The organism is Pseudomonas sp. URMO17WK12:I9 (genome assembly GCF_900230165.1).
In the GTDB taxonomy this organism is placed as follows: Bacteria; Pseudomonadota; Gammaproteobacteria; order Pseudomonadales; family Pseudomonadaceae; genus Aquipseudomonas; species Aquipseudomonas fulva.
The window spans coordinates 52,412-79,297 of sequence record NZ_OCMQ01000004.1 but is presented as its reverse complement, the minus strand read 5'-3'; the positions used below and the strand labels follow the sequence as shown (position 1 = coordinate 79,297).

The 26,886-nt window shown below is 61.2% G+C and carries 23 protein-coding genes; 6 read left to right on the top strand and 17 right to left on the bottom strand.

Features of this window, described 5'->3' with window-relative positions; all coding sequences use genetic code 11:
- Window positions 1–97 precede the first annotated feature (97 nt).
- Window positions 98–511 (top strand): NUDIX domain-containing protein, encoded by a 414-nt coding sequence (locus CRP40_RS10575; RefSeq protein WP_027915365.1) that lies wholly within the window; start codon window positions 98–100, stop codon window positions 509–511.
- On the opposite strand, the gene metR is transcribed toward CRP40_RS10575, so the two are convergent.
- The 7 genes from metR to CRP40_RS10540 all read right to left on the bottom strand — a co-directional run bounded on the left by metR (window position 495) and on the right by CRP40_RS10540 (window position 8,042).
- Window positions 495–1,412 (bottom strand): transcriptional regulator MetR, encoded by a 918-nt coding sequence (metR, locus tag CRP40_RS10570; RefSeq protein ID WP_023535218.1) that lies wholly within the window; start codon window positions 1,410–1,412, stop codon window positions 495–497. The genes CRP40_RS10575 and metR overlap by 17 nt on opposite strands.
- Window positions 1,413–1,529: 117 nt before the next feature.
- Window positions 1,530–2,858 carry a sigma-54 dependent transcriptional regulator gene (locus CRP40_RS10565; protein WP_027915364.1) on the bottom strand — a complete coding sequence of 443 codons (1,329 nt, stop codon included), beginning with the start codon at window positions 2,856–2,858 and terminating at the stop codon, window positions 1,530–1,532.
- A complete protein-coding gene (locus CRP40_RS10560) occupies window positions 2,855–4,759 on the bottom strand; it encodes an ATP-binding protein (protein WP_027915363.1) in 1,905 nt (634 codons plus the stop codon). Before CRP40_RS10560 ends, CRP40_RS10565 begins: the two co-directional genes overlap by 4 nt.
- A 73-nt stretch (window positions 4,760–4,832) precedes the next feature.
- Window positions 4,833–5,567, bottom strand: coding sequence for an amino acid ABC transporter ATP-binding protein (locus CRP40_RS10555; RefSeq protein ID WP_027915362.1), 735 nt, complete (start codon window positions 5,565–5,567; stop codon window positions 4,833–4,835).
- Entirely contained in the window at window positions 5,564–6,235 is a 672-nt protein-coding gene (locus CRP40_RS10550) for an ABC transporter permease subunit (protein WP_027915361.1), read from the bottom strand. The genes CRP40_RS10555 and CRP40_RS10550 overlap by 4 nt, the downstream gene beginning before the upstream one ends.
- Window positions 6,236–6,982: an amino acid ABC transporter permease gene (locus tag CRP40_RS10545; RefSeq protein ID WP_023535216.1), complete on the bottom strand. Its 747-nt coding sequence runs from the start codon at window positions 6,980–6,982 to the stop codon at window positions 6,236–6,238. It abuts the gene before it with no gap.
- Window positions 6,983–7,124: 142 nt separating this feature from the next.
- Window positions 7,125–8,042: a glutamate/aspartate ABC transporter substrate-binding protein gene (locus tag CRP40_RS10540; protein WP_027915360.1), complete on the bottom strand. Its 918-nt coding sequence runs from the start codon at window positions 8,040–8,042 to the stop codon at window positions 7,125–7,127.
- 335 nt (window positions 8,043–8,377) lie between these two features.
- Here CRP40_RS10540 and CRP40_RS10535 point away from each other — a divergent pair, with 335 nt between their 5' ends.
- Window positions 8,378–12,490 carry an NEL-type E3 ubiquitin ligase domain-containing protein gene (locus tag CRP40_RS10535; protein ID WP_027915359.1) on the top strand — a complete coding sequence of 1,371 codons (4,113 nt, stop codon included), beginning with the start codon at window positions 8,378–8,380 and terminating at the stop codon, window positions 12,488–12,490.
- Between the two features lie 28 nt (window positions 12,491–12,518).
- Here CRP40_RS10535 and glpD read toward each other — a convergent pair whose 3' ends face one another.
- From glpD to CRP40_RS10515, 4 genes are all read right to left on the bottom strand, one after another.
- Window positions 12,519–14,048: a glycerol-3-phosphate dehydrogenase gene (gene glpD / locus CRP40_RS10530; RefSeq protein WP_027915358.1), complete on the bottom strand. Its 1,530-nt coding sequence runs from the start codon at window positions 14,046–14,048 to the stop codon at window positions 12,519–12,521.
- A 192-nt stretch (window positions 14,049–14,240) separates the two neighbouring features.
- The gene (locus CRP40_RS10525) at window positions 14,241–14,996 is read right to left on the bottom strand and encodes a DeoR/GlpR family transcriptional regulator (protein ID WP_027915357.1); all 756 of its coding nucleotides are present in this window, start codon (window positions 14,994–14,996) and stop codon (window positions 14,241–14,243) included.
- A gap of 128 nt (window positions 14,997–15,124) precedes the next feature.
- Window positions 15,125–16,624: a glycerol kinase GlpK gene (glpK, locus tag CRP40_RS10520; protein WP_027915356.1), complete on the bottom strand. Its 1,500-nt coding sequence runs from the start codon at window positions 16,622–16,624 to the stop codon at window positions 15,125–15,127.
- Between the two features lie 48 nt (window positions 16,625–16,672).
- The gene (locus CRP40_RS10515; RefSeq protein WP_027915355.1) at window positions 16,673–17,521 is read right to left on the bottom strand and encodes an MIP/aquaporin family protein; all 849 of its coding nucleotides are present in this window, start codon (window positions 17,519–17,521) and stop codon (window positions 16,673–16,675) included.
- A 298-nt stretch (window positions 17,522–17,819) separates the two neighbouring features.
- On the opposite strand from CRP40_RS10515, the gene ybaK reads away from it, so the two are divergent.
- Window positions 17,820–18,290 carry a Cys-tRNA(Pro) deacylase gene (gene ybaK, locus CRP40_RS10510; RefSeq protein ID WP_027915354.1) on the top strand — a complete coding sequence of 157 codons (471 nt, stop codon included), beginning with the start codon at window positions 17,820–17,822 and terminating at the stop codon, window positions 18,288–18,290.
- A gap of 78 nt (window positions 18,291–18,368) precedes the next feature.
- Here the strand turns inward: ybaK and CRP40_RS10505 are convergent, their stop codons facing one another.
- Window positions 18,369–19,478, bottom strand: a complete 1,110-nt coding sequence (locus tag CRP40_RS10505; RefSeq protein WP_027915353.1) for an ABC transporter ATP-binding protein — start codon at window positions 19,476–19,478, stop codon at window positions 18,369–18,371.
- Complete coding sequence (gene argF, locus CRP40_RS10500; protein WP_023535282.1) at window positions 19,475–20,395, bottom strand: ornithine carbamoyltransferase; 921 nt, start codon at window positions 20,393–20,395, stop codon at window positions 19,475–19,477. Before argF ends, CRP40_RS10505 begins: the two co-directional genes overlap by 4 nt.
- A 369-nt stretch (window positions 20,396–20,764) precedes the next feature.
- On the opposite strand from argF, the gene CRP40_RS10495 reads away from it, so the two are divergent.
- On the top strand, window positions 20,765–22,873 hold the full coding sequence (locus CRP40_RS10495) for a molybdopterin-dependent oxidoreductase (RefSeq protein WP_027915352.1): 2,109 nt from the start codon (window positions 20,765–20,767) through the stop codon (window positions 22,871–22,873).
- A 91-nt stretch (window positions 22,874–22,964) separates the two neighbouring features.
- Window positions 22,965–23,300 carry a Grx4 family monothiol glutaredoxin gene (grxD, locus tag CRP40_RS10490; RefSeq protein WP_027915351.1) on the top strand — a complete coding sequence of 112 codons (336 nt, stop codon included), beginning with the start codon at window positions 22,965–22,967 and terminating at the stop codon, window positions 23,298–23,300.
- 53 nt (window positions 23,301–23,353) lie between these two features.
- On the opposite strand, the gene bfr is transcribed toward grxD, so the two are convergent.
- On the bottom strand, window positions 23,354–23,827 hold the full coding sequence (bfr, locus tag CRP40_RS10485) for a bacterioferritin (protein WP_027915350.1): 474 nt from the start codon (window positions 23,825–23,827) through the stop codon (window positions 23,354–23,356).
- Between the two features lie 198 nt (window positions 23,828–24,025).
- Window positions 24,026–24,244 carry a bacterioferritin-associated ferredoxin gene (locus tag CRP40_RS10480; protein ID WP_027915349.1) on the bottom strand — a complete coding sequence of 73 codons (219 nt, stop codon included), beginning with the start codon at window positions 24,242–24,244 and terminating at the stop codon, window positions 24,026–24,028.
- A gap of 219 nt (window positions 24,245–24,463) precedes the next feature.
- Here CRP40_RS10480 and CRP40_RS10475 point away from each other — a divergent pair, with 219 nt between their 5' ends.
- Complete coding sequence (locus CRP40_RS10475) at window positions 24,464–25,066, top strand: peroxiredoxin C (RefSeq protein WP_023535284.1); 603 nt, start codon at window positions 24,464–24,466, stop codon at window positions 25,064–25,066.
- An 88-nt stretch (window positions 25,067–25,154) separates the two neighbouring features.
- Here CRP40_RS10475 and rnt read toward each other — a convergent pair whose 3' ends face one another.
- Both rnt and pyrC read right to left on the bottom strand, forming a co-directional pair.
- Window positions 25,155–25,823: a ribonuclease T gene (gene rnt, locus CRP40_RS10470; RefSeq protein ID WP_027915348.1), complete on the bottom strand. Its 669-nt coding sequence runs from the start codon at window positions 25,821–25,823 to the stop codon at window positions 25,155–25,157.
- Window positions 25,820–26,866, bottom strand: a complete 1,047-nt coding sequence (gene pyrC / locus CRP40_RS10465) for a dihydroorotase (RefSeq protein WP_027915347.1) — start codon at window positions 26,864–26,866, stop codon at window positions 25,820–25,822. Before pyrC ends, rnt begins: the two co-directional genes overlap by 4 nt.
- Between the last annotated feature and the right edge of the window lie 20 nt (window positions 26,867–26,886).

Below are 26,886 nucleotides of genomic sequence, written 5' to 3'. Positions count from 1 at the left end.
AGTGACCGTTCGTCCGCCTGTGTCCGAGCCTGGCAGTGGCCTTGTCACGGTCGGGGAGGCATGGGATGCTCGCCGCCCATTTTCAGGGAGATCACCCATGGCCAATATCATCCGCATTGCCGCCGCATTATTGCTGGACCCGCAAGGTCGCACCCTGCTGGTGCGCAAGCGCGGCACCCAGGCATTCATGCAGCCGGGCGGCAAGATCGATGCAGGCGAAACCCCGGTTCAGGCGCTTGCCCGGGAGCTGCTCGAGGAACTGGGCCTGCAGATCGACCCCGCCAAGGCCGTGCGCCTTGGCCAGTTCAGTGCCCCGGCCGCCAATGAGCCGGGGTTCGAGGTGCAGGCCGAGCTGTTCCGGGTGGACTGCGCGGCAGCGGTAATGCCGGCGGCCGAAATCGAGGAGATCACCTGGCTGGCCGCTGACCAGACGCCAGAAATGCCCTTGGCGCCCTTGACCCGTGATCTGATCCTGCCGCTATACCACCAGTTGCTCAGCGTACCGCGCTGACACCGTCGAGGGTGGCGAACGAAGTGTCCTTGGCCGTCAGTAGAAAATCGCGCATGTAGGGCGCATCGAGCATGTCGGTGCGCACGGCCGCGTAGAGTGTCGCGAACAGGCCTTTTTCGCCCAGGCGCTTGCCTTTGACGTAGCCGCGAGAGCTGTATTCGTGCAAGGCCCAATGGGGCATGCCGCACACGCCCCGGCCGCTGGCCACCAACTGCATCATCATGACCGTGAGCTCGGAGGTGCGTACGGCCGCAGGTTCGATGTCGGCTGGCTCCAGGAAGCGGGTGAAGATGTCCAGACGGTCGCGTTCCACCGGGTAGGTGATCAGGGTCTGGTCCGCCAGGTCCTGGGGCACCATGTAGGGTTTGCTGGCCAACGGGTGTTGGTTGGCCACTGCCAGCATGGCTTCGTAGGTGAACAGAGGAACGTAGGTGATGCCGGCCAGGTCCAGGGGATCGGAGGTCACCACCAGGTCCAGGTCGCCACGGGCCAAGGCGGGCAAGGGCGCGAACGCGAAGCCTGACGCCAAGTCCAGTTCCACTTCAGGCCAGGCATCACGGAACTGATCGATGGTGGGCATCAGCCACTGGAAACAGCTGTGGCATTCGATGGCCATGTGCAAGCGACCGGCCGTGCCCCCCGCCAGTCTGGCGATATCGCGCTCGGCGCCACGCAACAGGGGAAGCGTGGCGTCGGCCAGTTGCAGCAGGCGCAGCCCGGCGCTGGTGAAGCGAATGGGCTTGCTCTTGCGCACGAACAACGTCAGGCCCAGGCGCTCTTCCAGCTCCTTGAACTGGTGTGACAGGGCCGACTGGGTCAAGTGCAACCGCTCGGCCGCTTCGACCAGGCTGTCTGCCTCGCGCAGGGCATGAAGGGTTTTCAGGTGGCGAATCTCCAGCACAGCTGACTCCGGGGGTAAGGCTGAGGGTGAACATCATGGAGTTGAGTTTCCCTCATGTTGCCGCCGCTGTCGACCGTGCCTTGCCTATCGACTGAGACGGTGCAGCGCCTGGGTAACTCAACCAAGCCCGTATTTCTTGACCTTGTCGAACAACGTGGTCTTCGCCATGCCCAACTCCTGGCTCGCCTGGCTCAAGTTGCCGCCGGTGCGCTGCAAGGCGTCACTGAGCAGGTTGCGCTCGAAGGCCTCCACAGCTTCGGCAAAGCCCAGCCCTTGGCTGCTGGTGCCCGTAGGGCCTTTCTTGAAGGCGGGCAGACCCAGCGCATAGCGCTCGGCCACGTTACGCAATTCGCGAACGTTGCCCGGCCAGTCGTGGGCCATCAGCCGTGACAGGGTCTGGCTGTCCAGAGTGGGCGTCTCTCGGTCGAACCGCAGGGCCGATTGTTGAAGGAAGTGTTCGAACAGCTGCAGGATGTCTTCGCGGCGTTCGCGTAGCGGTGGCAGTTCGAGGGTCACCACGTTCAGACGGTAATACAGGTCGCTGCGGAACTGCCCGCTCTGACCCAGGCTGTCGAGGTCGGCCTTGGTCGCCGCAATGAGCCGGCAATCCACTGGAATGCTCTGGTTCGAGCCGAGCCGTTCCAGGGTACGCTCCTGTAACACCCGCAACAGTTTGATCTGGAGGTTGATCGGCATGCTTTCCACTTCATCGAGGAACAGCGTGCCGCCGTTGGCGTGCTCGATCTTGCCGATGCGGCGTTTGCCAGCACCGGTGAAGGCGTTGGCTTCGTGGCCGAATATCTCGCTCTCGAACAGGTTCTCTGGCAGGCCACCGCAGTTCAGTGCCACGAAGGGCTGGCCCTGGCGACGGCTGAAGTCGTGCAGGCAGCGGGCCACCAGTTCCTTACCGGTGCCTGTTTCACCCTCGATCAGCACATTGGCAGAAGTGTCCGCCACGTTGGCGATCAGTTCGCGCAGGTGCTGCATGGCGGGCGAGCGCCCGATGATGCGCCCTTCCAGGCTGCTTTGCCCGGCAAGCTGGCGGCGCAGCGCCGACACTTCGCGGGACAGACCGCGCTGCTCGAGCGCACGGCGCACCACATCGACCAGCCGCTCGGGCGAGAAGGGCTTTTCCATGAAGTCATACGCGCCGTTGCGCATGGCGCCGACGGCCATGTCGATATCGCCGTGCCCGGTGATCAGGACGACTGGCAGGCTGCGATCGCGTGCCTTGAGACGGTTGAGCAGCTCTAGGCCATCGATACCCGGAAGGCGAATGTCACTGACCACGATGCCGGCAAAATCATCGCCAATGCGTTCGAGCGCCTGTTCGGCACTGCCCACGCCTTCGCAACCGATGTCCTCCAGCGCCAGTGCCTGCTGGCAGCCAAGAAGGACATGGGGGTCGTCTTCGACGATCAGAACGGTAAGGGGCGCTTGGGTCATGGAAAGTCTGCCGATTCGGTGGGGGTGGATGCCAAGGGCAGGATCAGCACGAAGGCTGTGCCGCCGCTGGCAGGATGCTCGACACTGAGGCTGCCCTTGGCGGCCGCAGCAAGGCTGGCCGAGAGGGTCAGGCCCAGGCCAAGGCCATCGTCGCCCGGCTTGGTGGTGAAGAACGGTTCGAAAAGATGCTTGCGTGCCTCCGGATCGATACCATGGCCGTTGTCGCGCACCTGCAAGCGGTATTTGTCACCTTGCAGTTCGCCTTCGAGCCACAAGGCCGGCTGGGGCTGGACAGCCATGGCATCCAGGGCGTTGCCGATGAGATTAACCAGAATCTGCTCCAGGCGGGTCTGGTCGATGGCCAACTGCAGGTCTTCGTAATCGCGGTGTACCTGTAGGTGGCTGCTATTGATGCGTTCTGCCAGCACCTGCAGGCTGGCTTCGACCGCCTTGGCCACTGCGGCCTGGCCGCTGTCGTCGCTGCGTCGGGCGAATGAACGCAGGCTGGCGGTGATGCGGCCCATGCGGTCGACCAGGCCATTGATGGTGCGCAGGTTGGTACTGGCGGTATCCAGAGCGCCGCGTTCGATGAACCGAACGGTATTGCCCGACAAGGTACGCAGCGCCGCCAAGGGTTGATTGAGCTCATGGGCAATACTGGTGGACATCTGCCCGATGGCCGCCAGTTTGCCAGCCTGCACCAGTTCGTCTTGGGCCTGGCGCAGGGTCTGCTCGGCATGACGGCGCTCGCGTATCTGCCCCTTGAGCCGCTCATTGCTGGCCCGCAGGTCGGCCGTACGCTCGGCGATGCGACGCTCAAGCTGGCTATTGGCTTGCTCCAGCGCCTCGCGGGCTGCCAGGCGGGTGGCGATGACTTTGCGTCGCTCGTTCCAGGCGATGCCCAGAATGGTCAGCAAGGCAAACGCCACGCCAACCAGAATACCTTGCACCATGGACTCGCGGCGCAGGTCCTGAAGCGGCGTCAGCAGCGTGAAGTGCCAAGGCGTATCGACCAGGCGACGTGTCTGGGCCAGGTAGGCCACCTCATGCGGGTTGCCCTGGGCCGTTTCGCTGTTGGCCGGGAAGGTCAGCTTTTCCACCCCGTCGGCCAGGGTCTCGCGCCCCAGCGGTTGCAACTCGTTGAGCGGCCACCAGTAGTATTGCAGGCTGCGCGCCAGGCGCTCCTTGGTTTGCGGGGTCAGCGGACGGACTGATTTGAGGCGTCGAGCCGGATCGCTGGAAAGAATGATGATCCCGTTCTCGTCGCTGACGAACGCTTCCAGGCGGGCGCGCTGCCAACGTTCCTCCAAGGTATCGAGGCGCACCTTGATCACGGCCACGCCGATGATCTTGCCATGCTCCTCGAGCCCATGGGCCAGGTAGTAACCGGCTTCGCCCGTGGTGCTGCCGATGCCGTAGAAACGCCCCGGTTCGCCACGCACGGCGGTCTGGAAATACGCGCGAAACGACAGGTCTTCACCCAGGAAGGAGTCGGTATCGCGCCAGTTGCTGGTGGCTTGCACCCGCCCCTGGGTGTCGAGCACGAAGATCGCGCGGCTGCGGCTGCGCCGGTTGAGGCCTTCGAGATATTCGTTGACGGTTTGCCGTGAACCTCCATCAGGGTCGGTCAGCAGGTGCGACACACTGTCTTCGAGTTCCAGCAGGCTGGGAAGGTAGGTGTACTTGCTGATCTCGCTTTCGACCGTGCGTGCATGCAATTCCAACTGGCGTTCGCCATTTTCACTGAGCACCCGTATGCCGTTGCTCTCGCTGATCAGGAACCCGGCCATGCCCAGCCCGATCATCAGCAGGACGATCAGCGGTGGTAACAGCAGTTGGCGAACAAGGCGGGCTTTCACGGCAGGCTTGGCAGGTAACAGGAGCGAGGGGTCGCATTTCATCACAGTGACCTCGTCACGACCAGCGCCCGCTGCCCGCAAGGGCGGCGGGGCCGAGCGGCTCGATGAGGCAGGATCAGTGCTGAAGGATCTTGCTCAGGAAGTGCTGGGTGCGTTCGTGACGGCCTTCGGGGTTGCCGAAGAAGTCTTCCTTCTGGCAATCCTCGATGATGTTGCCCTTGTCCATGAAGATCACGCGGTTGGCCACTTTGCGAGCAAAGCCCATTTCGTGGGTCACGCACATCATGGTCATGCCTTCGTGGGCAAGCTCGACCATCACGTCCAGCACTTCGTTGACCATCTCCGGGTCCAGGGCCGAAGTAGGCTCGTCGAACAGCATGACGATCGGGTCCATGGACAATGCGCGCGCGATGGCGACCCGTTGCTGCTGACCGCCGGACAACTGCCCGGGATGCTTCTTGGCGTGGGCACTCAAGCCGACGCGGTCGAGCAAGGCCAGGCCCTTCTTGGTGGCTTCGGCCTCACTGCGGCCCAGCACCTTGCGCTGGGCAATGGTCAGGTTTTCGGTGATGGTCAGGTGCGGGAACAGCTCGAAATGCTGGAAGACCATGCCCACGCGCGAGCGCAGCTTGGGCAGGTTGGTCTTGGCGTCGGCGATCGAAGTGCCGTCGACCACGATGTCGCCCTTCTGGAAAGGCTCCAGCGCGTTCACGCACTTGATCAGGGTGGACTTGCCCGACCCCGAGGGACCGCATACCACCACCACTTCACCTTTCTTGACCTCGGTGCTGCAGTCGGTCAGCACCTGGAAGTCCCCGTACCACTTGTTGACGTTCTTGATGGAAATCATACGGTGATCCTTTTTTGCAGGCGCTTGACCAGCCACGAAGCGGAGAAGCTGATGATGAAATACACGATGCCGGCGAAGATCAGGAACTCGTGGGAGCGCCCGATGATGTCGCCGTTGGAGCGTGCCGAGTTGAGGAAGTCGACCAGGCCTACCGTGTAGACCAAGGACGTGTCCTGGAACAGGATGATGCTCTGCTGCAGCAGCAACGGCGTCATCTTGCGGAAGGCCTGGGGCAGGATGATCAGGCGCATGGTCTGGCCATAGGTCATGCCCAACGCCTGGGCTGCGCCCATCTGGCCTTTGGAGATCGACTGCACACCGGCACGCACGATTTCGCAGAAGTAGGCCGCCTCGAACATCATGAAGGCGACCACGCAGGAGGTGAAGGCCCCCACCGGCGTATCCTGCCCAGTGATCCAGCGCAGCACGAACGGCACCGCCAGGTAGAACCAGGTGATCACCAGCAGCAGCGGGATCGAACGAAAATAGTTGACGTAGGCGCCGGCCAGCCTGGACAGCAGTTTATTCGACGACAGGCGCATCAGCGCCAGCAGGGTGCCCAGCACGATGCCGCCGATGACGCCCATCACCATCAATTGCAGGGTCATGGCCATGCCATCCCAGAGGGCGGGCAGGGCGGGGATGATTTCGCTGAAATCCAGGTCCATTTACTTGCCCCCCACAGAGATCAGGCCAGGTACGGCCACTTTCTTCTCGACGATACGCATGAGCAGCATCAGGCCCATGTTGAGGGTGAAATAGATCAACGTGGCCAAGGTGAACGCTTCGAACAGGTTCGCCGAGAACTCGGCAGTCTGCTTGGTTTGCGCCAGCAGCTCCATCAGGCCGATCAACGAAGCCACCGAGGAGTTCTTGAACACGTTCAGGAATTCGGAGGTAAGTGGCGGAATGATGATGCGGTAGGCCTGTGGCAGCAGCACGTTGGTGTAGATCTGCGGCAGGCTGAAACCCATCGCTCGCGCGGCGGCTTCCTGGCCACGCGGCAGGGCCTGGATGCCGGTGCGAACCTGTTCGCACACGCGCGCGGCGGTGAACAGGCCCAGGCACACGACCACACTGATCAAGGCCGACGTGGTCGGGTTCAAGTCCTGCTTGAACCATTCCTGCAGCCCCTCTGGCAGCAGGTCCGGCACCAGGAAGTACCAGATGAACAGCTGCACCAGCAAAGGCACGTTGCGGAACAGCTCGACGTATGCGGTTGCGATACCGGAAACGAGCCGGTTAGGCACGGTTCGCATCACGCCCAGGATCGACCCCAGCAGCAAGGCGATGATCCAGGCGGAAATGGCGATGGCGATGGTCCACCCCAGGCCGGTGATGTACCAGTCCAGATAGGTTTCGCTGCCCACGCCAGTGGACTTGAAGAATACGCCCCAGTCCCAGTTGTAATTCATCGGGATTTCCCCTCAGACGATTGTTTCACAGGCACCTTCCAGCATCCGAGGGCAAACTGCCCTCGGATGAAAGGTTAGACACTAACGGGGAGCCTGCCCGTTTAATTCGCGCCTTGCAGCGCGGCAGGCTCCAGGCTGGGGGTCAGGATTTCTTCTCGTCCGCCGCCTTGTCGGTCGGCTCGGCGATCAGCTTCTTGAGCTCGTCGCTCATTGGGAACTGCAGGTTCAGGCCTTTAGGCGGGATTGGCTGCTGGAACCACTTGTCGTAGCTCTTGTTGACTTCACCGGACTTGAAGTAGCCAATGATCGCGTCATCCACGGCCTTCTTGAAGGGCTCATCACCCTTGCGCACCATGCAACCGTAGATTTCGTAGGATTGCGGCGTACCGGTGATGACCCAGTCCGACGGCTTGCGAGCCTTGGCCATTTCGCCAGCGAGCAGCGCGTCGTCCATCATGAAGGCCACAGCGCGACCGCTCTCGAGCATGTTGAAGGCTTCACCGTGGTCCTTGGCGGAGATCACGTTCATCTTCATCTGCTTGTCGGCGTTCATGGCCTTGAGGAGGCGTTCGGAGGTGGTGCCCGCGGTGGTCACCACGTTCTTGCCAGCCAGATCTGCGAAGTCCTTGTAGGCCGGCTGGCCGTCCTTGACCTTGGTCAGCAGACGGGTGCCAACCTCGAAGATACCCACCGAAAAGCTGACTTGCTGCTGGCGCTCGACGTTGTTGGTGGTGGAGCCGCACTCCAGGTCGACGGTGCCGTTCTGTACGAGCGGGATGCGGGTCTGGGAAGTGACCAGGTTGTAGCGGACCTTGATGTCGGTACCCAGTTGCTTCTTCAGGGCCTCGACGACGGCCAGCTGGATATCGTGGGAGTAGCCGACGGGCTCTGGCTTGCCGGCCAGGTAGGAAAACGGGATGGAGGAGTCGCGGTGGCCCAGGGTGATGGTGCCTGAATCCTTGATCTTCTTCAGGGTGCCGGTGAGTTCTTCGGCCATGGCCGGCGAAGCGATCACAGCAGCCGCGATGGCGGCGCCCAGCAATTGACGAACGATACGCATCAAATTTTCCTCGACGTGTTTGTTTTTTTTATGGAGCCGTTGGCGGACTCTTTCGTTCAACGGATACGGCAGCGGTTGCATCCGGTTGAATGGATATGAGCAGAAGTCGTGCCAAGGTCCGTGAAGCATGTTAGCCCCGCTGAAAGCAAGGGCGTTAGCCTTGTTCGACTAATTCGAGTTTTTCAGCAGGGTCGGAAATTCGAATTACCGTCATTTTTATGTTCGGTTATCCGAATGAGTGCTCACCATTGTGCACCTAGCCATATGTATATGTAACACCTGTCCATGACAGCTCGATGTTCTGCTGCGGCATTTCCCAGACCAGAGGAAGATCCGTGGCAGATAACGCACTACCTCACGTTTCCGTTGATGCGCTCGTGGCGAGCGCGTTGCCGGCTTGGCTGACCAGCGCCGATCCAGACCTGCTCAGCACGTTCCATCGTGCGCTCGAGCTTGAACAGTTGTCCTGCGAGGCGGTCAAGGTGCGTCTGAAAACGTTGCCTGGGCTGCAGACCTTTGCCCGCCCATTGCTTCAGGAGGCGCTGCGAGCCATGGGCTTGGGCGAGGTGAATGTGGATACCGCTCGGGTGGTGGTGCACGACAGGCTTGCGATGCCCAGTGCCGCCCCTCGGCTGCACACACCCATGAAGGTGATTTACAGCAATGAATCGCTGTTGATGGCCGCGTTACACAACTTTCATGAAAGCGAGACCCATCCCGGCCTGCACCGGCGCGCTCAATTGCAGAAGGCAGACGGCACTGTACTGCCGCTTTCCTTCGAAGCGTTTGCTCGCCTCTGCCGGCAGCTGGATCTGGGCGGGCGGTACCAGCAGCAGCTGCATACGTGCCTGTTCCCCAAGGCGCGTCCCCCGGCACCCGCCGATTTTGGGCAGCGTGCAGTGGAACAGATTTTCGAGGAGCGCCTACGCGCGGCGCTTGATGTTGCAGTCAGGATGGCCAGGCTCAAAGGGCAGCTGACCGATCAAGACTACCTCACACTTCTGCCGCTGATAGCCCGCAAGCCGACGGTACCGGCCGTGGCTCAACTGTTCCAGGCGTTCGAGCTATTCGTCTTGGGTAAGCGCGTTCAGCGTTGCCTGGTCATTGAGCTTCGCGCGGCGGCAAATGGGCCCGTGCACGGCCTGATAAGCTGGTTTTCCAATGACCCGGCCGAGCCCATCGGGCGGCATGCGAACTGGACTGGATTGTACGAACACCTCGGCATGCGGCTGCGTGAGCGTCGATATACACAGTACTTTGCCGGCTTGATTGCTCAGCGCGAGCGGCCTGCGTTTCTGGCCCAGCTGGCGCAGTTGAACAAATCCTCGACTGGTCCTACACCGCTCGCCCTCGATGGTCGGCATTTCGCAATAGAAGGCTCTGTCTTTGCCTGCCTGCGCAAGCGCTTGCTCGATGCAATGATCGATGATGCCCGGGTACTTGCCGTTCCCACAGGCGACCTGACTCAACTTGAGCGGCACGAGCGCATCGACGCCTTGAAAGGGGCAGGGCTGGATGCGCTTACCCTGGCCGCGCTGTTCGTCCCCGGCCTGGGCGAAGTTTTATTTGTTGCGGCTGCGGTGGACGTCGTGCGCGAAATCTATGACGGTTACGAGACTTGGCAGATAGGCGACAGGCAGCAAGCGCTGGCGCATGTGTTCAATGTGGCCCAGGTCGTGGCCACGGGCGCGCTTCTGGGTGCTGCGCAGCCATTGTTCGGCGGCGCGCTCGAGCGCATCGGTTTGGTCGACGGCCTCACGCCGGTCATGGCCGGCAACAGGGGATTGCGGCTAAAAAAGATGCCGGCGTCGGCCCACTACCTGGAGCATCCGGGGGAATTGATACGCAGCTTTGGCGCCGATCTTGAGCAAGTGTCGGACGTGGACGCCGACGCGCTGGTGCATATCACCGGCCTGACGCCCGAACACTTGCGCAGCCTGCGGGTACACGAGGAACCGGCGCCAGCGCGGTTCAGAGAAGCGCAGGCACGGCACCTGCTGTATGGGCAGGGGCCGACATCAGAGCTGTTGGTCGAGCAAGCGCTGACGCATTCAGTGGGCGAGCCAGGCGTTGGCGTGGATACGCTCACTCGCGACTTCACCGGCCTGTCAGTGCCACTTGCGCAAGAAATCGTGGAATGCGCGACCACAGAACAACTTGAAACGCTGATGAGCGGCAAGGTCCCCCTGCCGCTTGCTGAGCGGGCGCGTTGGGCAGTGCGTGAAAGCCGCATCGATCGCGCGCTGTTGGGCTTCGAGCATGAGCAGGCCACCAACCTGGACACACTGCGCCTGGCGCTGGCGCTGATCGATGAAACATCGCCATGGCCTGTGTCGATGCGTATCGAGGTGCGCCTGGGTGAGGCCCAGGGCAAGCTCGTGGCCTCCCACGGCCCAGTTGACGCACAGCGCACCGAGGTGATCGTGCAGACCAGCGGAGGATATCAGTTGCAGGCACGTTCGATTCAGGCCGTGGATCAAGGACTGCTGGCGTGTTTGCTGCAGACCCTGGATGAAACCCAGAAAACCGCCTTCGGCGGTTCATCGGTTACGGCTGTCGAATTGGCGGAAAACCTGCTGCACAGGGCGGCTGTCGATCGGGGCAAAACGGCCCAGTCACTGGGCATGGTGGCTCTGGGTGGCCGATTCAACCCGCCTCGCCGACTCCAGGATGGTCGTATTGGTTACCCCCTCAGCGGGCGAGGGGAGAGCAGCCGGCAAGCACTACGCCGGGGCATACACCGCATCTACCCGACGCTGACCGAGAGCCAGATGGACGCCTACCTGGAGCAATTGACCGAGCGCGACGTGAATTTATGGGACCACTTGAGCGATCTCGAAGGGCGACTGGCACGTTTGCGTGAGTCCCTCGCCTCCTGGGAGAGCCAACGCAATGGTTTCATCGATGGGCGCCGCCGACGCAGGGTTGCCACCCAGATCCGCCGCGCTTGGCGACGCAAGACAGTTGGGTCCGGGAACGATGAGTATGTGCTGCGTATACAGGGCGAGCAGGTGGGCACGCTACCTGACCTGCCTGACGACATCGATTTCAATCACGTGCGGCAATTGAGCCTGCGCAACTTGGCGCTTATCAACGTCAGCGACAACTTTCTCAAGCGCTTCCCGCACCTGCAGGTGCTCGATCTGCGCGGCAACCAGTTGACGCAGCTGCCGACCGGCCTCAGTGACCTGGAGCAGTTGCGGGTATTGCGGTTCGATGACAATCGAATCGTACTTCGACCTGACAGTGACACGGCACTGACCAGACTGACCCACCTTGAGTACATTAGCTTGAGCGGTAATCCGATCGGCAGAATACCGAACCTGTCTCCCCTACGTCATCTGCGTACGATTTCACTGCGCAACACAGGCCTGTTGAACATCCCGCAGCGCCATCAATTACTGTGGCGCGGCCTGATGGACATCCGGGAAAACCAGATTCGTGAGGTCAACGAGCATCTGCAGATGCTCGGAGAACACATCCAGCAAATGTCCCTGCACGACAATCCGTTGGACGAAGCCAGTCAGCAAGCACTCGCCACTGTAAACGAGGGCTCGCTCGCGCCGCGCACCCATGCCCAGGTGTCCATTGACGACGAGCTGCGAGACAGCTGGATTGGACCGGCCAAGCCAGACATTCGCCATCGATATGAAGGCATCTGGAACGCCTTGCTTGACGATGAGGGCTCGGCCGATCTCTTCCGGTTCCTTGCCGACTTTGCCGAATCTGACGATTTCCATGAACGCCCGCCATACTACCGCGCACGCATATGGCGCATTCTCGAATTGTGTGCTGAAAGTACGGATGTCCGCGAATCGGTCTACCTGCAGACCCAAGGCCCGCAGACCTGCGAAGACCGTTTGTTGCTACTGCTCAGTCAACTTGAGGTGAGAACGCTTATTGCCGTTCATACGGCTGGGGCGAGTGCCGGGCAGACTGAGCGCGAACTCCTGCGCCTTGGGCGTTCGCTGTATCGTCTGGACCAGGTGGACAGTATCGCCGCTCGGCATATCGAGCGTATGCGGCGCGATCCCTATGCGAGGGTGGATGACATCGAGGTGTACCTGGCTTACCGGGTCAATCTGGCGAACCGCTTGGGGTTACCGGCTCAACCAAGTTACATGAATTACCCGGAATTCAGCGATGTCAGCAGTCGGCAGATCAGGCTGGCCGGAGAGCGGGTACTGGCGGGCGAGAGTTTGGATGTACTGGCCGCGGCACTGGCGCAACGCGAGTTCTGGCAGTCGTTTGTACGCAGTCATTACCGCGAACGTTTCGAGGCGCTGGCTGCACCGTTTCACCAACGGCTCGAAACCGCCGAGCGCACCGTCGGCGAACACGGGGAGCAGGTCTATCTTCAACAGGCTGCTGCCTTGAAGGCTGAGCTCGATGCGCACGAGCAGGCGCTTTACCACGAGCTGGCCGTCGAGGCCTACAGCCGCCTGTGAGCATGTGCTGACAGGCGGTACATCTGGGTCAGGCAGCGTGACTGCGCTGCGTTGCCTTTTCCAGGTACTGGCTAAGGGTGTTCTGTTCGGCTTCGGTGGTGAACAGCCCAAGCTTGGTACGACGCCACAGGATATCTTCAAGGCTGGTAGCCCACTCATGCTCGCGCAGGTAATCCACCTCGCGGGCAAACAGCCCTGCACCGATGGCCTGACCCAGGTCCTGCGGGCCTTCAACGCCTGCCAGAAGCGTCCAGACGCGGCTGCCATAGGTGCGTGCCCAGCGCTGGGCAATGGCCGGGGCAAGCCAGGTATGCCGAGCAAGCAAGGCTTCTTCAAGTGCCTGCGGCGTGGTCATGTCCTCACCGCCCGGCAGGGTTGATTCGGCTGTCCAACTACCGCCCATCTGGCTGAAGAACGGCTTGAGTTCGGCCATGGCCGATTCGGCCAGCTTGCGGTAAGTGGTGAGCTTGCCACCGAAGACCGAGAGCAGGGGGGCTTCACCGTGGGCGGCCGACAGTGCCAAAGTGTAGTCGCGGGTAACGGCCGATGGGTTGTCCGATTCGTCATTGCACAGAGGGCGAACGCCTGCATAGGTGCTGAAAATGTCACTGCGCTGAAGCTGATGATTGAAGTGGGCGTTGACCACGTTGAGCAGGTAGTCGGTTTCCTGATCGGTGATCGCCACCTTGGCAGGATCGCCCGTGTATTCACGGTCGGTGGTGCCGATCAGTGTGAAACGATCAAGGTACGGAATGCAGAAAACGATGCGCTGGTCTTCGTTCTGCAGAATGTAGGCGTGCTCGCCTTCATACAGCCTAGGGACGATCAGATGACTCCCCTGGATCAGACGGATCCCATAAGGGGCGTCCAGTTTCAGGTCGTTCTTGATGAACTGCGCAACCCATGGGCCGGCGGCGTTCACCAGGCCCTTGGCACGCACCGTCCGGGTGCTGCCGTCGGCGTGTTGCACTTCCACTTCCCAGAGGGCGCCGACACGTTTGGCGCCCAGGCACAGCGTCTGGGTGTGAATGTGCGCGCCATGTTCACGGGCAGCCATGGCGTTGAGGACCACCAGGCGAGCATCATCGACCCAGCAGTCGGCATATTCGAAACCACGGGTGATGGCCGGCTTGAGCGCGGAGCCAGCGCCAAATCGCAGGCTGCGCGAGGCGCCCAGCCGCTTGCGCTTGCCCAGGTGGTCGTACAGGAACAGGCCAGCACGGATCATCCAGGCAGGGCGCAAATGGGGGCGATGGGGCAGCACGAAGCGCATGGGTTTGACGATGTGCGGTGCCTTGGCCAACAGGACTTCGCGTTCGGCCAGGGCCTCGCGTACCAGACGAAACTCGTAATGCTCGAGGTAGCGCAGACCTCCGTGAATCAGCTTGCTGCTGGCTGACGAGGTGTGCCTGGCCAGGTCGTCCTTTTCACACAGGAAGACTTTCAGGCCGCGGCCGGCTGCGTCGGCGGCGATGCCCACACCGTTGATGCCACCGCCTATCACCACCAGGTCATAGCAGTCGGCGACGGGAGCGCTGGTCGAATCGGGCTGGGACACAGGGAAGGCCTCCTGGAGCAGTTCGTATCGAAAGTGAACATTTATGTTCGTTTCCGAAAATACTAGCGCAAGCGCAGGCGACTCGCCAGTCCGTATTCATAGAAAATACTGATCAGGTGACAAGCAAATGAACATTAACGAAAAAGTCAGCGTGTGTCGGGCGCCCATGCTCACAGCGCCGGCGCCGATCTTCTAAACCACTTCGACACGTACCTTGTGGTCATTGAGCAGTTGGACCAGGGCAGGGGTCGGTGCCTGGTCAGTCACCAGGCAGTCGACCAGGCTGATGGCCCCCAGGCGCACCATGGCATTGCGCCCGAACTTGCTGGAGTCCGCAGCCAGAATCACCTGCCGAGCATTGGCGATGATCGCCTGGGACACGCGCACTTCCTGATAGTCGAAATCCAGCAGGCTCCCGTCTTCATCGATGCCGCTGATGCCGACCAGGGCGTAATCGACCTTGAACTGATTGATGAAGTCCACACTCGCCTGGCCTACGACACCGCCGTCACGGCGCACGGTGCCGCCCGCCACCAGCACCTCGAAGTCATCCTTGGCCGCCAGGATGGAGGCGACGTGCAGGTTGTTGGTAATGACCTTCAGTTGGCTGTGGTTGAGCAAAGCGCGGGCGATGGATTCGGTGGTGGTCCCGATATTGATGAACAGCGAGGCATGATCGGGCACCTGCCGCGCGACAGCCTCGGCGATGCGCTGCTTTTCATCACGCATCTGGTCGGCGCGCATGGCATAGGCGGTGTTTTCGACGCTTGAATCGTAGGCTGCGCCCCCGTGGTACCGGCGCAACAGGTCGAGCTCTGCCAGTTGGTTGATGTCGCGGCGGATCGTCTGCGGGGTAACGACGAACAGCTGCGCCATTTCCTCGATACTGACATAGCCGCGGTCGCGGACCAGTTCGAGGATTTGTTGTTGGCGTGGAGGCAAATTCATGGACGTCCTTCGGAGCAGCCTGACAAATGCTGCAATGATGCCGTAGGACGGGGATGACGACCAGCGTGGCGTCCGAAGGGTGGATCCGGCGCTGACCTGGGAGCGGACTGCGCCGTTGCCTAAAGCGATCAGGCGTCGTGATCTTCCCAATCGCGGGTGCGATCGACGGCTTTTTTCCAGCCGCCGTACAATTTCTCTTTCTGCGTTTCATCCAGTTGCGGGCTGAACTCCCGCTCGATGATCGCCTTGTTGCGCAGCTCGTCCAGACTGCTCCAGAAACCGCAAGCCAGGCCCGCCAGGTAGGCTGCACCCAGCGCCGTGGTTTCACGCATCTTGGGGCGCTCGACACACGTGCCGAGGATATCGGCCTGGAACTGCATGAGGAAATTGTTGGCCACGGCGCCGCCGTCGACGCGCAGTTCGGACAGGCGCTGGCCGCAGTCCTGCTGCATGGCATCGAGCACGTCGCGGGTCTGGTAGGCGATGGACTCCAATGCTGCGCGGATGATGTGATCCACCTTGACGCCACGGGTCAGGCCAAATAGCGCACCGCGGGCATAAGGGTCCCAGTAGGGGGCGCCGAGGCCGGTGAAGGCAGGCACCAGGTAGACGCCATTGCTGTCCTTTACCTTGCTGGCGAAGTACTCGGTATCCAACGCGTCATTGACGATCTTCAGCTCATCACGCAGCCACTGGACCGTCGAGCCACCGTTGAACACGGCCCCTTCCAGGGCATAGGCCACTTCACCGCGCGGGCCACAGGCAATGGTGGTCAGCAGGCCATGGGATGACGTGACGGCCTTGTCGCCCGTGTTCATCAACAGGAAGCAACCGGTGCCGTAGGTGTTCTTCGCCTGCCCCGGTTCCACGCACATCTGCCCGAACAGTGCCGATTGCTGGTCCCCGGCAATGCCGGCGATGGCGATGCCACTTTTGGTGTGCCCATAGACCTCGGAGGAGGAGCGCACTTCTGGCAGCATTTGCGCAGGAATGCCCAGGATGTCGAGCAGTTTTTCATCCCACTGCAGCGTGTGGATGTTGAACATGAGGGTTCGCGAGGCATTGGTGTAGTCGGTGACATGCACCTTGCCGCCGGAAAACTTCCAGATCAGCCAGGTATCGACGGTGCCGAACAGCAGCTCGCCACGTTCGGCGCGTTCCCGGGCGCCGTCGACATTGTCCAGGATCCACTTGAGCTTGGTACCGGAAAAGTACGGGTCGGTGACCAGGCCCGTGGTTTCACGAATGTAGTCCTCAAAGCCGTCGCGCTTGAGCTGGGCGCAGATTTCGGTGCTGCGCCGGCATTGCCAGACGATGGCATTGTACACCGGGCGGCCTGTTTCCTTGTCCCAGACGACGGTCGTCTCGCGCTGGTTGGTGATACCCAGGGCCGCGACCTGGGCATGGCTGATGCCAGCCTGGGCCAGTGCCTCGACCATGGTCGCACTCTGGGTGGCAAAGATTTCCATGGGGTCGTGCTCGACCCAGCCTGCCTGCGGATAATGCTGCACGAACTCACGCTGTGAGGTGCCGACCACATTGGCGTCACGGTCGAAGATGATCGCACGCGAACTGGTGGTGCCCTGGTCCAGGGCGATGATGTATTGCTTGTCCTGAGTGTCTGTCATGGTGTTGGCCTTGCAAAATAGGGGTCGTGGCGGGTCTGGCTGCCGTGCTCAACTGATTTGCGTATCGCCTTGGCGACCGTCGCCTGTCGCGGGCGTGGGCGCTGGTGCAGGCAGGTTGCGGGCAATCAAGCCACGATAGGTGGCAGCACCCAGGCAGGCGCCGATGATAGGGCCGAATATCGGCACCAGGAAGTAAGGCACATCCCGGCCGCCGGTAAAGGCGATTTCGCCCCAGCCTGCCAGGAACGTCATGATTTTCGGGCCCAGATCGCGTGCCGGGTTCATGGCAAAGCCGGTCAACGGCCCCATGGCACTGCCAATCACCGCGATCAGCAGGCCGATCAGCAGCGGCGCCATCGCGCCGCGTGGCAGGCCGTTGTTGTCGTCGGTCAGGGCCATGATGACGGCCATGAGGATCGCCGTGATGACCACCTCAACCAGCAGCGCTTGCGCCGTGGACAGGGAGGGGTGTGGGTAGGTCGAGAACACCGCCGCCAGTTCCAGGCTGGATTCACTACCGCGCAGCAGGGTGTGCGCTTGTTCGAAATCGAAGAACAGGCTGCTGTAGAGGGTGTAGACCAGTGCCGCGCCGCAGAAGGCACCGCACACTTGGGCTAGTATGTAGAAAGGCAGCTTGCGCCGCTCGAAGCCGGCGAACAGGGTCAGCGCGATGCTGACGGCAGGGTTCAGGTGGGCACCGGAGATCCCTGCGGTGAGGTAGATACTCATGCTGACCCCCACCCCCCAAATGATGCTGATTTCCCAGAGTCCGAAGCTTGCGCCTGCGACCTTGAGCGCGGCGACGCAGCCGGTACCGAAGAAGATCAGCAGCGCAGTACCGAGAAATTCGGCCAGGCACTGGCTGGACAGCGTGGGTTGGCCTTGGGCAATTGTCATGTATGACCTCGTTGTTTTTGTTGTGAGTCGCGCGGGGCTCGACAGCAAGGCCCGGACCTTCCGGATGGTCCTGGGCGGGTATGAGATGCACCGTGAAGGTGCACCCCCGGTATTCAGAAACGAAAAAATATAGACAAGAAACGCTGATGTCAAAGGTCGAAAGTGAACGGTCAGTCACGTTTTGGGCAACCGCCGCCAGCGTGACGCCCCTTTGTAGAGCGGGGCGCTTGGGCTTATTGGCTGGGATGTAGGAATTGACCTAAAGTAGCTGCCGATCTGTCTTACACCGGAACTTCGTATGACACCCGCTCTGGATCTGTTGAAAAAGCATCACGCGCACTATCACGTTCACAGCTACGAGCATGATCCCAAGACAGCGTCCTATGGGCTGGAAGCTGCAGATAAGCTCGGCCTGGACCCAAAGCAGGTGTTCAAGACGCTGCTGGCCTGTAGCGAAAAAGGAGAGCTGCTGGTGGCGGTGGTGCCTGTGGTGGGTACGCTCGATCTCAAGGCCTTGGCGCATGCGGCGGGCGTCAAAAAGTGCGAGATGGCCGATCCGGTCAAGGCGCAGCGAGCAACGGGTTACCTGGTAGGTGGGATCAGCCCCTTAGGGCAGAAGAAGCGTCTGCGCACCTTCATCGACGAGGCGGCGCAGCGTTTTGCGACCATCCATGTGAGTGCTGGACGACGTGGGCTGGAGGTAGAACTGGCGGCAACGACTTTGGCCGAGCATACTCAGGGCACCTTTGCCAGTATCGGCAGAACGTGATGCCAGCGCCCATTCACCCTCGCTACCCGCTCGGATCGAGCCGGTAGCGCGTCCGCTCAAGACGTAGCCCGGGCCTGGTCAGTTTGGCCCGCTGTGGCGACGAACCCCTGTTGCCTGCTGCACCGTCTGGGTAGCGATGCTACCTGGCACCGGGAACACCACCAGGTGGTCGGCTTTTACCGCAATGCCCACCTCTTCGCCTGGCTGACGATCCACATGGCTGGTGAAGATCGCTTCGAGCTGGCTGCCGGTGGGGAGTTGCAGGCGATACAGCGTTGAGGCGCCTAGAAAGCTCTTGGCCACGATGACAGCGCGCAACGGGCTTTCGGGAGCGTGCACGATATCATCCGGGCGCAGCAACACATCCACCGAGCTGCCCTGCGCCATGCGATAGGCACGGTTGCCTCGCAGCTCGCCCAGTTCGGTGCTGACGGCTTCCACGCTGGTCATCTGGCCACGGATGAAATAGCCCTGGCCGATGAAACTGGCCACGAAAGGTGTCTGCGGCTCGTGGTACAGGTTGTAGGGCGTATCCCACTGCTCAAGCCGGCCCTCCTTGAACACCCCAACCTGGTCGCTGACAGCGAACGCTTCTTCCTGGTCATGGGTGACCAGAATGGCGCTGGTGCCGCGCTGCTTGAGGATGTCCCGCACCTCATGGCTGAGCCTGCGACGAAGCTCCACGTCAAGATTGGAAAACGGCTCGTCCAAAAGCAGCAATTGCGGCTCTGGGGCCAACGCCCGTGCCAGTGCGACCCGCTGCTGCTGGCCGCCGGACAACTCGTGGGGGTAACGGCCACCCAACCCACCCAACTTGACCAGGTCGAGCATCTCGTCGATGACCGCAGCTTGGCGTGGGTGCTTGGCGATACCGAAGGCGATGTTCTGCGCCACCGTCAGATGGGGGAACAGGGCGTAGTCCTGGAACACCATGCCGATGCGACGCTTCTCCGGCGCCAGGGTAAACCCCGCCTTGGAAATGACGTTGCCGGCCAGTTGGATTTCGCCTTCGTGCACCGACTCGAAACCCGCGATGGCGCGCAAGGTCGTGGTTTTGCCGCAGCCGGACGAGCCAAGCAGGCAGCCAATGTCGCCTGCATTCAGATGCAGATTCAGGTTCTGGACGATGCGCTGGTCGCCGTAGCCGCAGGCAAGGTTGCGCAGGTTGAGCAGTAGAGGTTGACTCATGCGTGGTGGTAAGCCGGTTCGACGAGAAATTCGAGAAGTGCCTTTTGTGCATGCAGGCGGTTCTCAGCTTGATCCCAGGCGACCGAACGGGGGTCATCGAGCAGATCATGGCTGATTTCCTCGCCGCGGTGGGCGGGTAGGCAATGCATGAACAAGACGTCAGGTGCTGCCAGGTCGAGCATGTCGCGGGTGACCTGGTACGGCGCGAAATGCGCCAGGCGACGAGCAGTTTCCTCTTCCTGACCCATGGAAGTCCAGACATCGGTGGTCACCAGGTGGGCGCCTTTTACCGCTTCGCGGGGATCGCGCACGATCTGCACGTGCTCAGCGCCGATGGCCATGAACCGGGGATCGGGCTCATACCCCTCGGGGCAGGCGATGCGCAGCTGGAAACCGAACTGCCGGGCCGCTTCGATGTAGGAGTTGCACATGTTGAAGCCATCGCCAATCCAGGCGACGGTCTTGCCCTCGATCGCCCCCCGGTGCTCGAGAAACGTCTGCATGTCGGCCAGAAGCTGACACGGGTGCGACTCGTCCGACAGGGCATTGATCACCGGTACGCGGGACTTGGCGGCAAAGTCGGTCAGGGTGCTGTGGGCGTGGGTCCGTATCATCACCACGTCGAGCATGCTCGACAAGACGATGGCGCTGTCGCCGATTGGCTCGCCTCGCCCCAGCTGGGTGTCGCGTGGGGACAGGAAGATGGCCTGGCCGCCAAGCTGGATCATCCCGGCTTCGAAGGACACGCGGGTGCGGGTCGAAGATTTTTCGAAGATCATGCCCAGCACACGGCTTTTGAGCGGCTCGAACAGCACGCCGCGCTTGCGCAGGTCCTTCAGCTCGATGCCGCGGCGGATCACCCCGAGCAATTCGTCGGTGGTGAAGTCCAGCAGGGAGAGAAAGTGCCTAGCGCTCATGATTGACTACCTTATCTGCAACAGTATGCAGGCCGACCGTGCGGTTTTTTTTGACAACGGCGGTGACCTGCGGCGTAAGCCGCACGGGGCGGACGAATAGGGAAAGGCGCAATACTATAATTAAATGTCGCCTGAAACCAAGGGGTGAAACCACTTGGCGCCCCCGGCGCTGTTGCAAGGGGTTTCGCAGGGCACTGTATTGCTGTGTTTTATTTGCTACGGCTGTTTGTACACGGCTTGAGGGTGCATTGGCAAACGGGCTGGGTCTGCCGTGTGGGTGATAAAGGCCAATTCACACCACGAAGCACGCTGGCCCCTGCGCAGGGCACAGTTCATAGTCGAGCCATCAAGACAACGAGGCATGCGGCCATGACCCGTACCCTGCACCACCGCGCCTGTCACCTGTGTGAAGCCATTTGTGGTTTGAACATCGTGGTGAGCCACGCGCCTGGCGAACCTGCCCGGATCGAGTCCATCAAGGGCGACCCTCAGGACCCTTTCAGCCGGGGGCATGTCTGCCCCAAGGCGGTGGCGCTGCAGGATATCCAGAATGATCCTGATCGGCTGCGCCAACCCCACCGGCGCGTGGGCGAGCAGTGGCAGGCGATTGGGTGGGAGGAGGCATTTGACCTCGCCGCCGAGCGCCTGTGGGACGTGCAGCAGGCCCACGGCAACAATGCGGTTGCCGTGTATCAAGGCAACCCGAGTGTGCACAACTATGGGTTGATGACCCATGGCAACTACTTTTTAGGGCTGTTGAAAACCCGCAATCGCTTTTCTGCCACGTCTGTGGACCAACTGCCTCAGCACCTGATCAGCCACCTGATGTATGGCCATGGGCTGCTCCTGCCGATTCCGGACATCGATCACACGGACTTCATGCTGGTGCTGGGCGGCAACCCGTTGGCCTCCAACGGCAGCATCATGACTGTCCCCGATGTGGAGAAACGCCTCAAGGCCTTGCAAGCCAGGGGTGGACGTCTGGTGGTGATCGACCCGCGGCGCAGTGAAACTGCGGCGATCGCAGACAGTCATCTATTCATTCGCCCCGGCGGCGACGCGGCCTTGTTGTGCGGGCTGCTCAACACGTTGTTCGAAGAAGGCCTGACGCGCGGCTCGCATCTGCCGATTACAGGGCTGACCGATGTCCGCGCCGCCCTGGCTCCCATGACAGCCGAGGCCATGAGCAGCCTGTGCGGCATCCCGGCGCAGGACATTCGTCAGTTGGCGCGTGATTTCGCCGCGGCGGACAAGGCGGTCTGTTACGGCCGCATGGGGGTATCGACCCAGGTGTTCGGCACCCTCTGTCACTGGCTGGTACAGATGATCAACCTGGTCACCGGTAACCTTGATCGCAAGGGCGGGGCACTGTGTACCGAACCTGCGGTGGACGTGGTGGCGAGCACGTCGGGTGGTCACTTCAACGTCTGGCAGAGTCGGGTGTCCGGCCTGCCCGAATATGCCGGGGAACTGCCGGTAGTGGCGCTTGCCGAGGAGATGCTGACCCCGGGTGAGGGGCAGGTCCGGGCTTTGGTCACGGTCGCGGGCAATCCCGTGCTGTCCACGCCCAACGGGCGGCAATTGGACAGCGCACTGTCGGGGCTCGATTTCATGCTCAGCATTGACCTGTACATCAACGAAACCACGCGCCATGCCGATCTGATCCTGCCATCGACTTCAGCCCTGGAAAACGATCACTACGACACCACCTTCAACTTGCTGGCAGTTCGCAATGTGAGCCGGTTCAACCGAGCGATTCTGCCCAGGCCCGATGGCGCCCTGCACGACTGGGAAATCTTCGTCGGCCTGGCCAAGGCGTATGCGCGACGCGCCGGGCGTGAACTGTCGCCGACCGTAGCGCCAGCGCAGATGATCGACAAAGCCTTGCGCAGCGGGCGTTATGGGCAGGCGACGCCCTGGCAGCTGTCACTCCAGACCCTCGATGCACACCCGCACGGGTTGGACCTGGGCCCCTTGCAGGCCAACCTTGCACATCGCCTGGGCACTGCGAGCAAAACCGTCGAGGCAGCGCCGCGCCTGCTGCTTGATGATCTACAGCGTCTGGCCCGGCAGGCGCCGCCAGAAACCGGGCAACTGCTGCTCATCGGGCGGCGGCACGTACGCAGCAACAACTCCTGGATGCACAATTATCACAGGCTGGTGAAAGGTAAACCGCGCCATCACTTGTTGATGCACCCTGATGACCTGCGTCAGCGCCAACTGCAGGATGGCCAGCAGGTCAGGGTGCGCTCGCGAGCAGGGGCGGTGCAGGTGCAGGTGCAGGCATGCGAAAGCATGATGCCCGGGGTGGTAAGCCTGCCCCATGGCTTCGGGCATGACCGTCAGGGTGTGCGCCTTCAGACTGCCCAGGCGCAGCCCGGCGTCAGCGCCAATGATCTTACTGACGAGCTGCTGCGTGACTCGGTCTGTGGCAATGCTGCGCTCAACGGCGTTCCGGTGTACGTCGAAGCCGCTTGAGCCTTGGCAAGGCCGAGCATGCTGCTCGGCTTTCCGTTACAATGCGTCACCGTGCCGACGCCCGTGTCGGAAAGTCAAGCCGAGGTGCTACATGGATATCATCGAAACGATCAAAGAGCAGATTGCCAACAACACCATTCTGCTTTACATGAAGGGCTCGCCGAATGCGCCGCAGTGCGGCTTTTCGGCCCGTGCCTCCCAGGCAGTGATGGGTTGCGGCGAGAAGTTCGCCTACGTCGACATCCTGCAGAACCCGGAAATCCGCGCCAACCTGCCCAAATATGCCAACTGGCCAACCTTCCCCCAGCTGTGGGTCGGTGGTGAGCTGGTCGGTGGCAGCGACATCGTGCTGGAAATGTTCGAAAAGGGTGAGCTGCAGACCCTGATCAAGGATGCCGCCGCCAAGGCGAAGACTGCCGAAGCGTAAACACTGCGCTCATAAAAAAACCCGCCATTGGCGGGTTTTTTTGTAGGGGCGTCTTATTCTTCGCCCATCTGCGACTGCAGGTAATTTTCGATACCGATCTTGTCGATCAAGCCCAGCTGGGTTTCCAGCCAGTCGATATGCTCTTCTTCGGACTCCAGAATATCTTCGAGGACGTCACGCGAACCAAAGTCACCCACTGTTTCGCAGTGGGCAATGGCCGCCTTCAGGTCGATCAGGCCTTTCTGCTCGATTCGCAGGTCGCATTCAAGCATCTCCTTGGTGTGCTCGCCAATCAGCAGCTTGCCCAGGTCCTGAACGTTAGGGATACCTTCGAGAAACAGAATACGCTTGATCAATTTGTCAGCGTGCTTCATTTCGTCGATGGATTCTTTGTACTCGTGCTTGCCGAGCTTGTTCAGGCCCCAATCTTCGTACATGCGGGCATGCAGGAAGTACTGGTTGATTGCGACCAGCTCGTTTCCGAGGATCTTGTTGAGATGCTGGATGACGCTGATGTCGCCTTTCATTGGGGTTCCTGCCCTGTCGAAGTGTGCCAATGCAGGGAAGTTTGAGCCTGATGCTCAGGCCTGTCAAACCTAAGTAATTGAATAATAAATGAAAATTAATAGGAATAAGAATGTTTGTGAACCGCGTTGGCGCGCTAACTTGTTGAATTAAAGCGAAAAAAAACCGGACACAGGGTCCGGTTTTTGTCAATCTGGGTATCAGGCAGTGGTGAATTCTACCGGATAGGGCAGGGCGGCCTGGCTGACCTGAAGTTTGGTCAGTGTCTCGCGCACCACTTCCTTGGCCAGGCAAGCGCACTTGCCACACTGGCTGGCGACATTGGTGGCGGCTCGGACTTCCTTGTAGCTGCAGCATCCTTCATAGATCGCATCGCGGATCTGTCCGTCGGTGACGCCGACACAAAGACACACATACATAGGGCTGACCATCGCTGGCGGGTTCGATGGGTTGGAGCTTAATGTGAATGAGAATGCTTGTCAAAGTGGTTTCAGAAGGCATTCGGCCCGGCTGACCAGCGGTCGTGCGCTCAGCATTCGGCCTGCCATCGTAACCTGTGTATGATGGTCAACCTTTGCTGCATGTCGGGTCGGCGACTCGGCCTGGCAATGGTTCTTCACTCACATCAGGAGATAACAATGAGCGTACTCGTTGGCAAGAAAGCCCCCGATTTCACCGTACCTGCCGTACTGGGTAGCGGCGAGATCGTCGACAGCTTCAACCTGGCCTCGGCCATCAAGGGCAAGTACGGCCTGGTGTTCTTCTACCCGCTGGACTTCACCTTCGTTTGCCCGTCCGAGCTGATTGCCCTGGACAACCGCATTCCTGACTTCCAGGCGCGCAACGTAGAAGTGATCGGCGTATCGATCGACTCGCACTTCACCCACAACGCATGGCGCAACACCCCCGTCAACAATGGCGGCATCGGCCCGGTCAAGTACACCCTGGCTGCCGACATGACCCATGAAATCTGCAAGGCCTACGACGTGGAGTCCGAAGGCGGCGTGGCCTTCCGTGGCGCCTTCCTGATCGACACCAACGGTGTCGTGCGCTCGCAGATCATCAACGACCTGCCGCTGGGCCGTAACATGGACGAGCTGCTGCGCCTGGTCGACGCCCTGCAGTTCCACGAAGAGCACGGCGAAGTCTGCCCTGCCAACTGGAAAAAAGGCGACAAGGGCATGAACGCATCGCCAGAAGGCGTTGCTGCCTACCTGAGCGAGAACGCCGGCAAGCTGTAAGCCCGCGTCGCGCACAAAAAAACCGGCCCTCATGGCCGGTTTTTTTTGGCCAACCGCATGGGGCTGACCTGAACCTGGAACGCGCGGATCAATCCTGGCGCCAGCCGCCCATGTCTTTCCAGCGATTGACGATACCGCAGAACAGCTCAGCCGTTTTTTCGGTGTCGTAGCGCGCCGAGTGGGCCTCGCGACCATCGAAATCGATGTCGGCGCTCTGGCAGGCGCGAGCCAGTACGGTTTGCCCATAAGCGAGCCCTGCCAGGGTGGCCGTGTCGAAGCTTGAGAACGGGTGGAACGGGTTACGCTTGAGGTCGTTGCGCGCTACCGCCGCGTTGAGGAAACCCAAATCGAAACTGCTGTTGTGGCCCACCAGAATGGCGCGCTTGCAGCCATTGGCCTTGAGCGCCTTGCGGATGCCTCGGAAGATATCCGTCAGGGCCGTTTCCTCGCTTACTGCCATGCGCAACGGATGGTCGAGCTTGATGCCGGTGAACTCCAGCGCGGCAGCCTCGATGTTGGCGCCTTCGAAGGGCTCCACCCGGTGAAAATAGGTATGTTCGGGGAACAGGAAACCCTTTTCGTCCATGCCAATGGTGACGGCAGCAATTTCCAGCAAGGCGTCAGTGGCGCTGTTGAAGCCGCCAGTCTCCACATCCACCACCACTGGCAGGTAACCCCGGAAGCGTTCTGCCATCGGATGGCGGTGACCACCGCTGCCGGAGGATTCAAGTTCGTCTTCGTACAGGTCTTCGCTCACGCGTGTTCCTCCAGCAGGCGCCAGCGCAGTGTTTCCCCGGCGCGCAGCGGGATCACGGTTTGCTCACCGAAGGGCAGGCTCTCTGGGGCCGTCCACTGATCACGAACCAGGGTGATGGTGTCGGTGTTGGCCGGCAGGCCGTAGAACGCAGGGCCGTGCAGGCTGGCAAAGCCTTCGAGCTTGTCCAGCGCGTTGCGTTGTTCGAACGCCTCTGCATAGAGTTCGATGGCCGCGTACGCGGTATAGCAGCCAGCGCACCCACACGCCGCTTCCTTGGCGTGGCGGGCGTGGGGAGCCGAGTCGGTGCCGAGGAAGAATTTCGGGTTACCGCTGGTGGCGGCGTCGAGCAACGCCACCTGATGCGTGTTGCGCTTGAGAATGGGCAGGCAATAGAAATGGGGTCGTATTCCGCCCACCAGCATATGGTTGCGGTTGTACAGCAAGTGCTGCGCCGTGATGGTGGCGCCAACGTTGGCCGAAGCTTCGGTCACGAACTGGGCCGCATCGCTGGTGGTAATGTGCTCGAAGACTACCTTGAGCGTGGGGAAACGCTCGACCAGGCGGCGCATGTGCTCATCGATGAAGCGCTTTTCACGGTCGAACACGTCGATCTCGCTGCGCGTGACTTCGCCGTGCACCAGCAACGGCATGCCGACTTCAGCCAGCGCCTCGATAGCGGGGAAGATGTTGTCGATGCTGGTCACACCAGAATCGGAATTGGTGGTGGCGCCTGCCGGGTAGAGCTTGGCGGCATGCACGATACCGCTGGCCTTGGCATCTCGGATGTCTTGCGCGCTGGTGCGGTCGGTGAGATACAGCACCATCAACGGCTCAAACCGACTGCCAGCCGGGCGAGCAGCCAGGATACGGTCACGATAGGCCCCGGCTTCGGCGGCATTGCGCACCGGCGGCACCAGGTTGGGCATGATGATGGCACGGGCGAAAGTGCGCGCCACATCACCAACGGTGTGGGGCAGGACGGCACCATCACGCAGATGGATGTGCCAGTCGTCGGGGCGCAGGAGGGTCAGGCGATCGGACATTGAGGATTCCAGGCGGGTCG

What these genes read in the sequence shown, in the direction of transcription:
- CRP40_RS10480 (WP_027915349.1), bottom strand. Translation starts at nt 24,244, where the DNA reads ATGTATGTGTGTCTTTGTGTCGGCGTCACCGACGGACAGATCCGCGAT.
- CRP40_RS10515 (WP_027915355.1), bottom strand. Translation starts at nt 17,521, where the DNA reads ATGACAATTGCCCAAGGCCAACCCACGCTGTCCAGCCAGTGCCTGGCC.
- CRP40_RS10525 (WP_027915357.1), bottom strand. Translation starts at nt 14,996, where the DNA reads ATGAATTTGCCTCCACGCCAACAACAAATCCTCGAACTGGTCCGCGAC.
- CRP40_RS10555 (WP_027915362.1), bottom strand. Translation starts at nt 5,567, where the DNA reads ATGATTTCCATCAAGAACGTCAACAAGTGGTACGGGGACTTCCAGGTG.
- ybaK (WP_027915354.1), top strand. Translation starts at nt 17,820, where the DNA reads ATGACACCCGCTCTGGATCTGTTGAAAAAGCATCACGCGCACTATCAC.
- argF (WP_023535282.1), bottom strand. Translation starts at nt 20,395, where the DNA reads ATGAGCGCTAGGCACTTTCTCTCCCTGCTGGACTTCACCACCGACGAA.
- CRP40_RS10505 (WP_027915353.1), bottom strand. Translation starts at nt 19,478, where the DNA reads ATGAGTCAACCTCTACTGCTCAACCTGCGCAACCTTGCCTGCGGCTAC.
- CRP40_RS10550 (WP_027915361.1), bottom strand. Translation starts at nt 6,235, where the DNA reads ATGGACCTGGATTTCAGCGAAATCATCCCCGCCCTGCCCGCCCTCTGG.
- bfr (WP_027915350.1), bottom strand. Translation starts at nt 23,827, where the DNA reads ATGAAAGGCGACATCAGCGTCATCCAGCATCTCAACAAGATCCTCGGA.
- CRP40_RS10475 (WP_023535284.1), top strand. Translation starts at nt 24,464, where the DNA reads ATGAGCGTACTCGTTGGCAAGAAAGCCCCCGATTTCACCGTACCTGCC.
- CRP40_RS10545 (WP_023535216.1), bottom strand. Translation starts at nt 6,982, where the DNA reads ATGAATTACAACTGGGACTGGGGCGTATTCTTCAAGTCCACTGGCGTG.
- pyrC (WP_027915347.1), bottom strand. Translation starts at nt 26,866, where the DNA reads ATGTCCGATCGCCTGACCCTCCTGCGCCCCGACGACTGGCACATCCAT.
- CRP40_RS10575 (WP_027915365.1), top strand. Translation starts at nt 98, where the DNA reads ATGGCCAATATCATCCGCATTGCCGCCGCATTATTGCTGGACCCGCAA.
- CRP40_RS10540 (WP_027915360.1), bottom strand. Translation starts at nt 8,042, where the DNA reads ATGCGTATCGTTCGTCAATTGCTGGGCGCCGCCATCGCGGCTGCTGTG.
- CRP40_RS10495 (WP_027915352.1), top strand. Translation starts at nt 20,765, where the DNA reads ATGACCCGTACCCTGCACCACCGCGCCTGTCACCTGTGTGAAGCCATT.
- glpK (WP_027915356.1), bottom strand. Translation starts at nt 16,624, where the DNA reads ATGACAGACACTCAGGACAAGCAATACATCATCGCCCTGGACCAGGGC.
- CRP40_RS10560 (WP_027915363.1), bottom strand. Translation starts at nt 4,759, where the DNA reads ATGAAATGCGACCCCTCGCTCCTGTTACCTGCCAAGCCTGCCGTGAAA.
- grxD (WP_027915351.1), top strand. Translation starts at nt 22,965, where the DNA reads ATGGATATCATCGAAACGATCAAAGAGCAGATTGCCAACAACACCATT.
- CRP40_RS10565 (WP_027915364.1), bottom strand. Translation starts at nt 2,858, where the DNA reads ATGACCCAAGCGCCCCTTACCGTTCTGATCGTCGAAGACGACCCCCAT.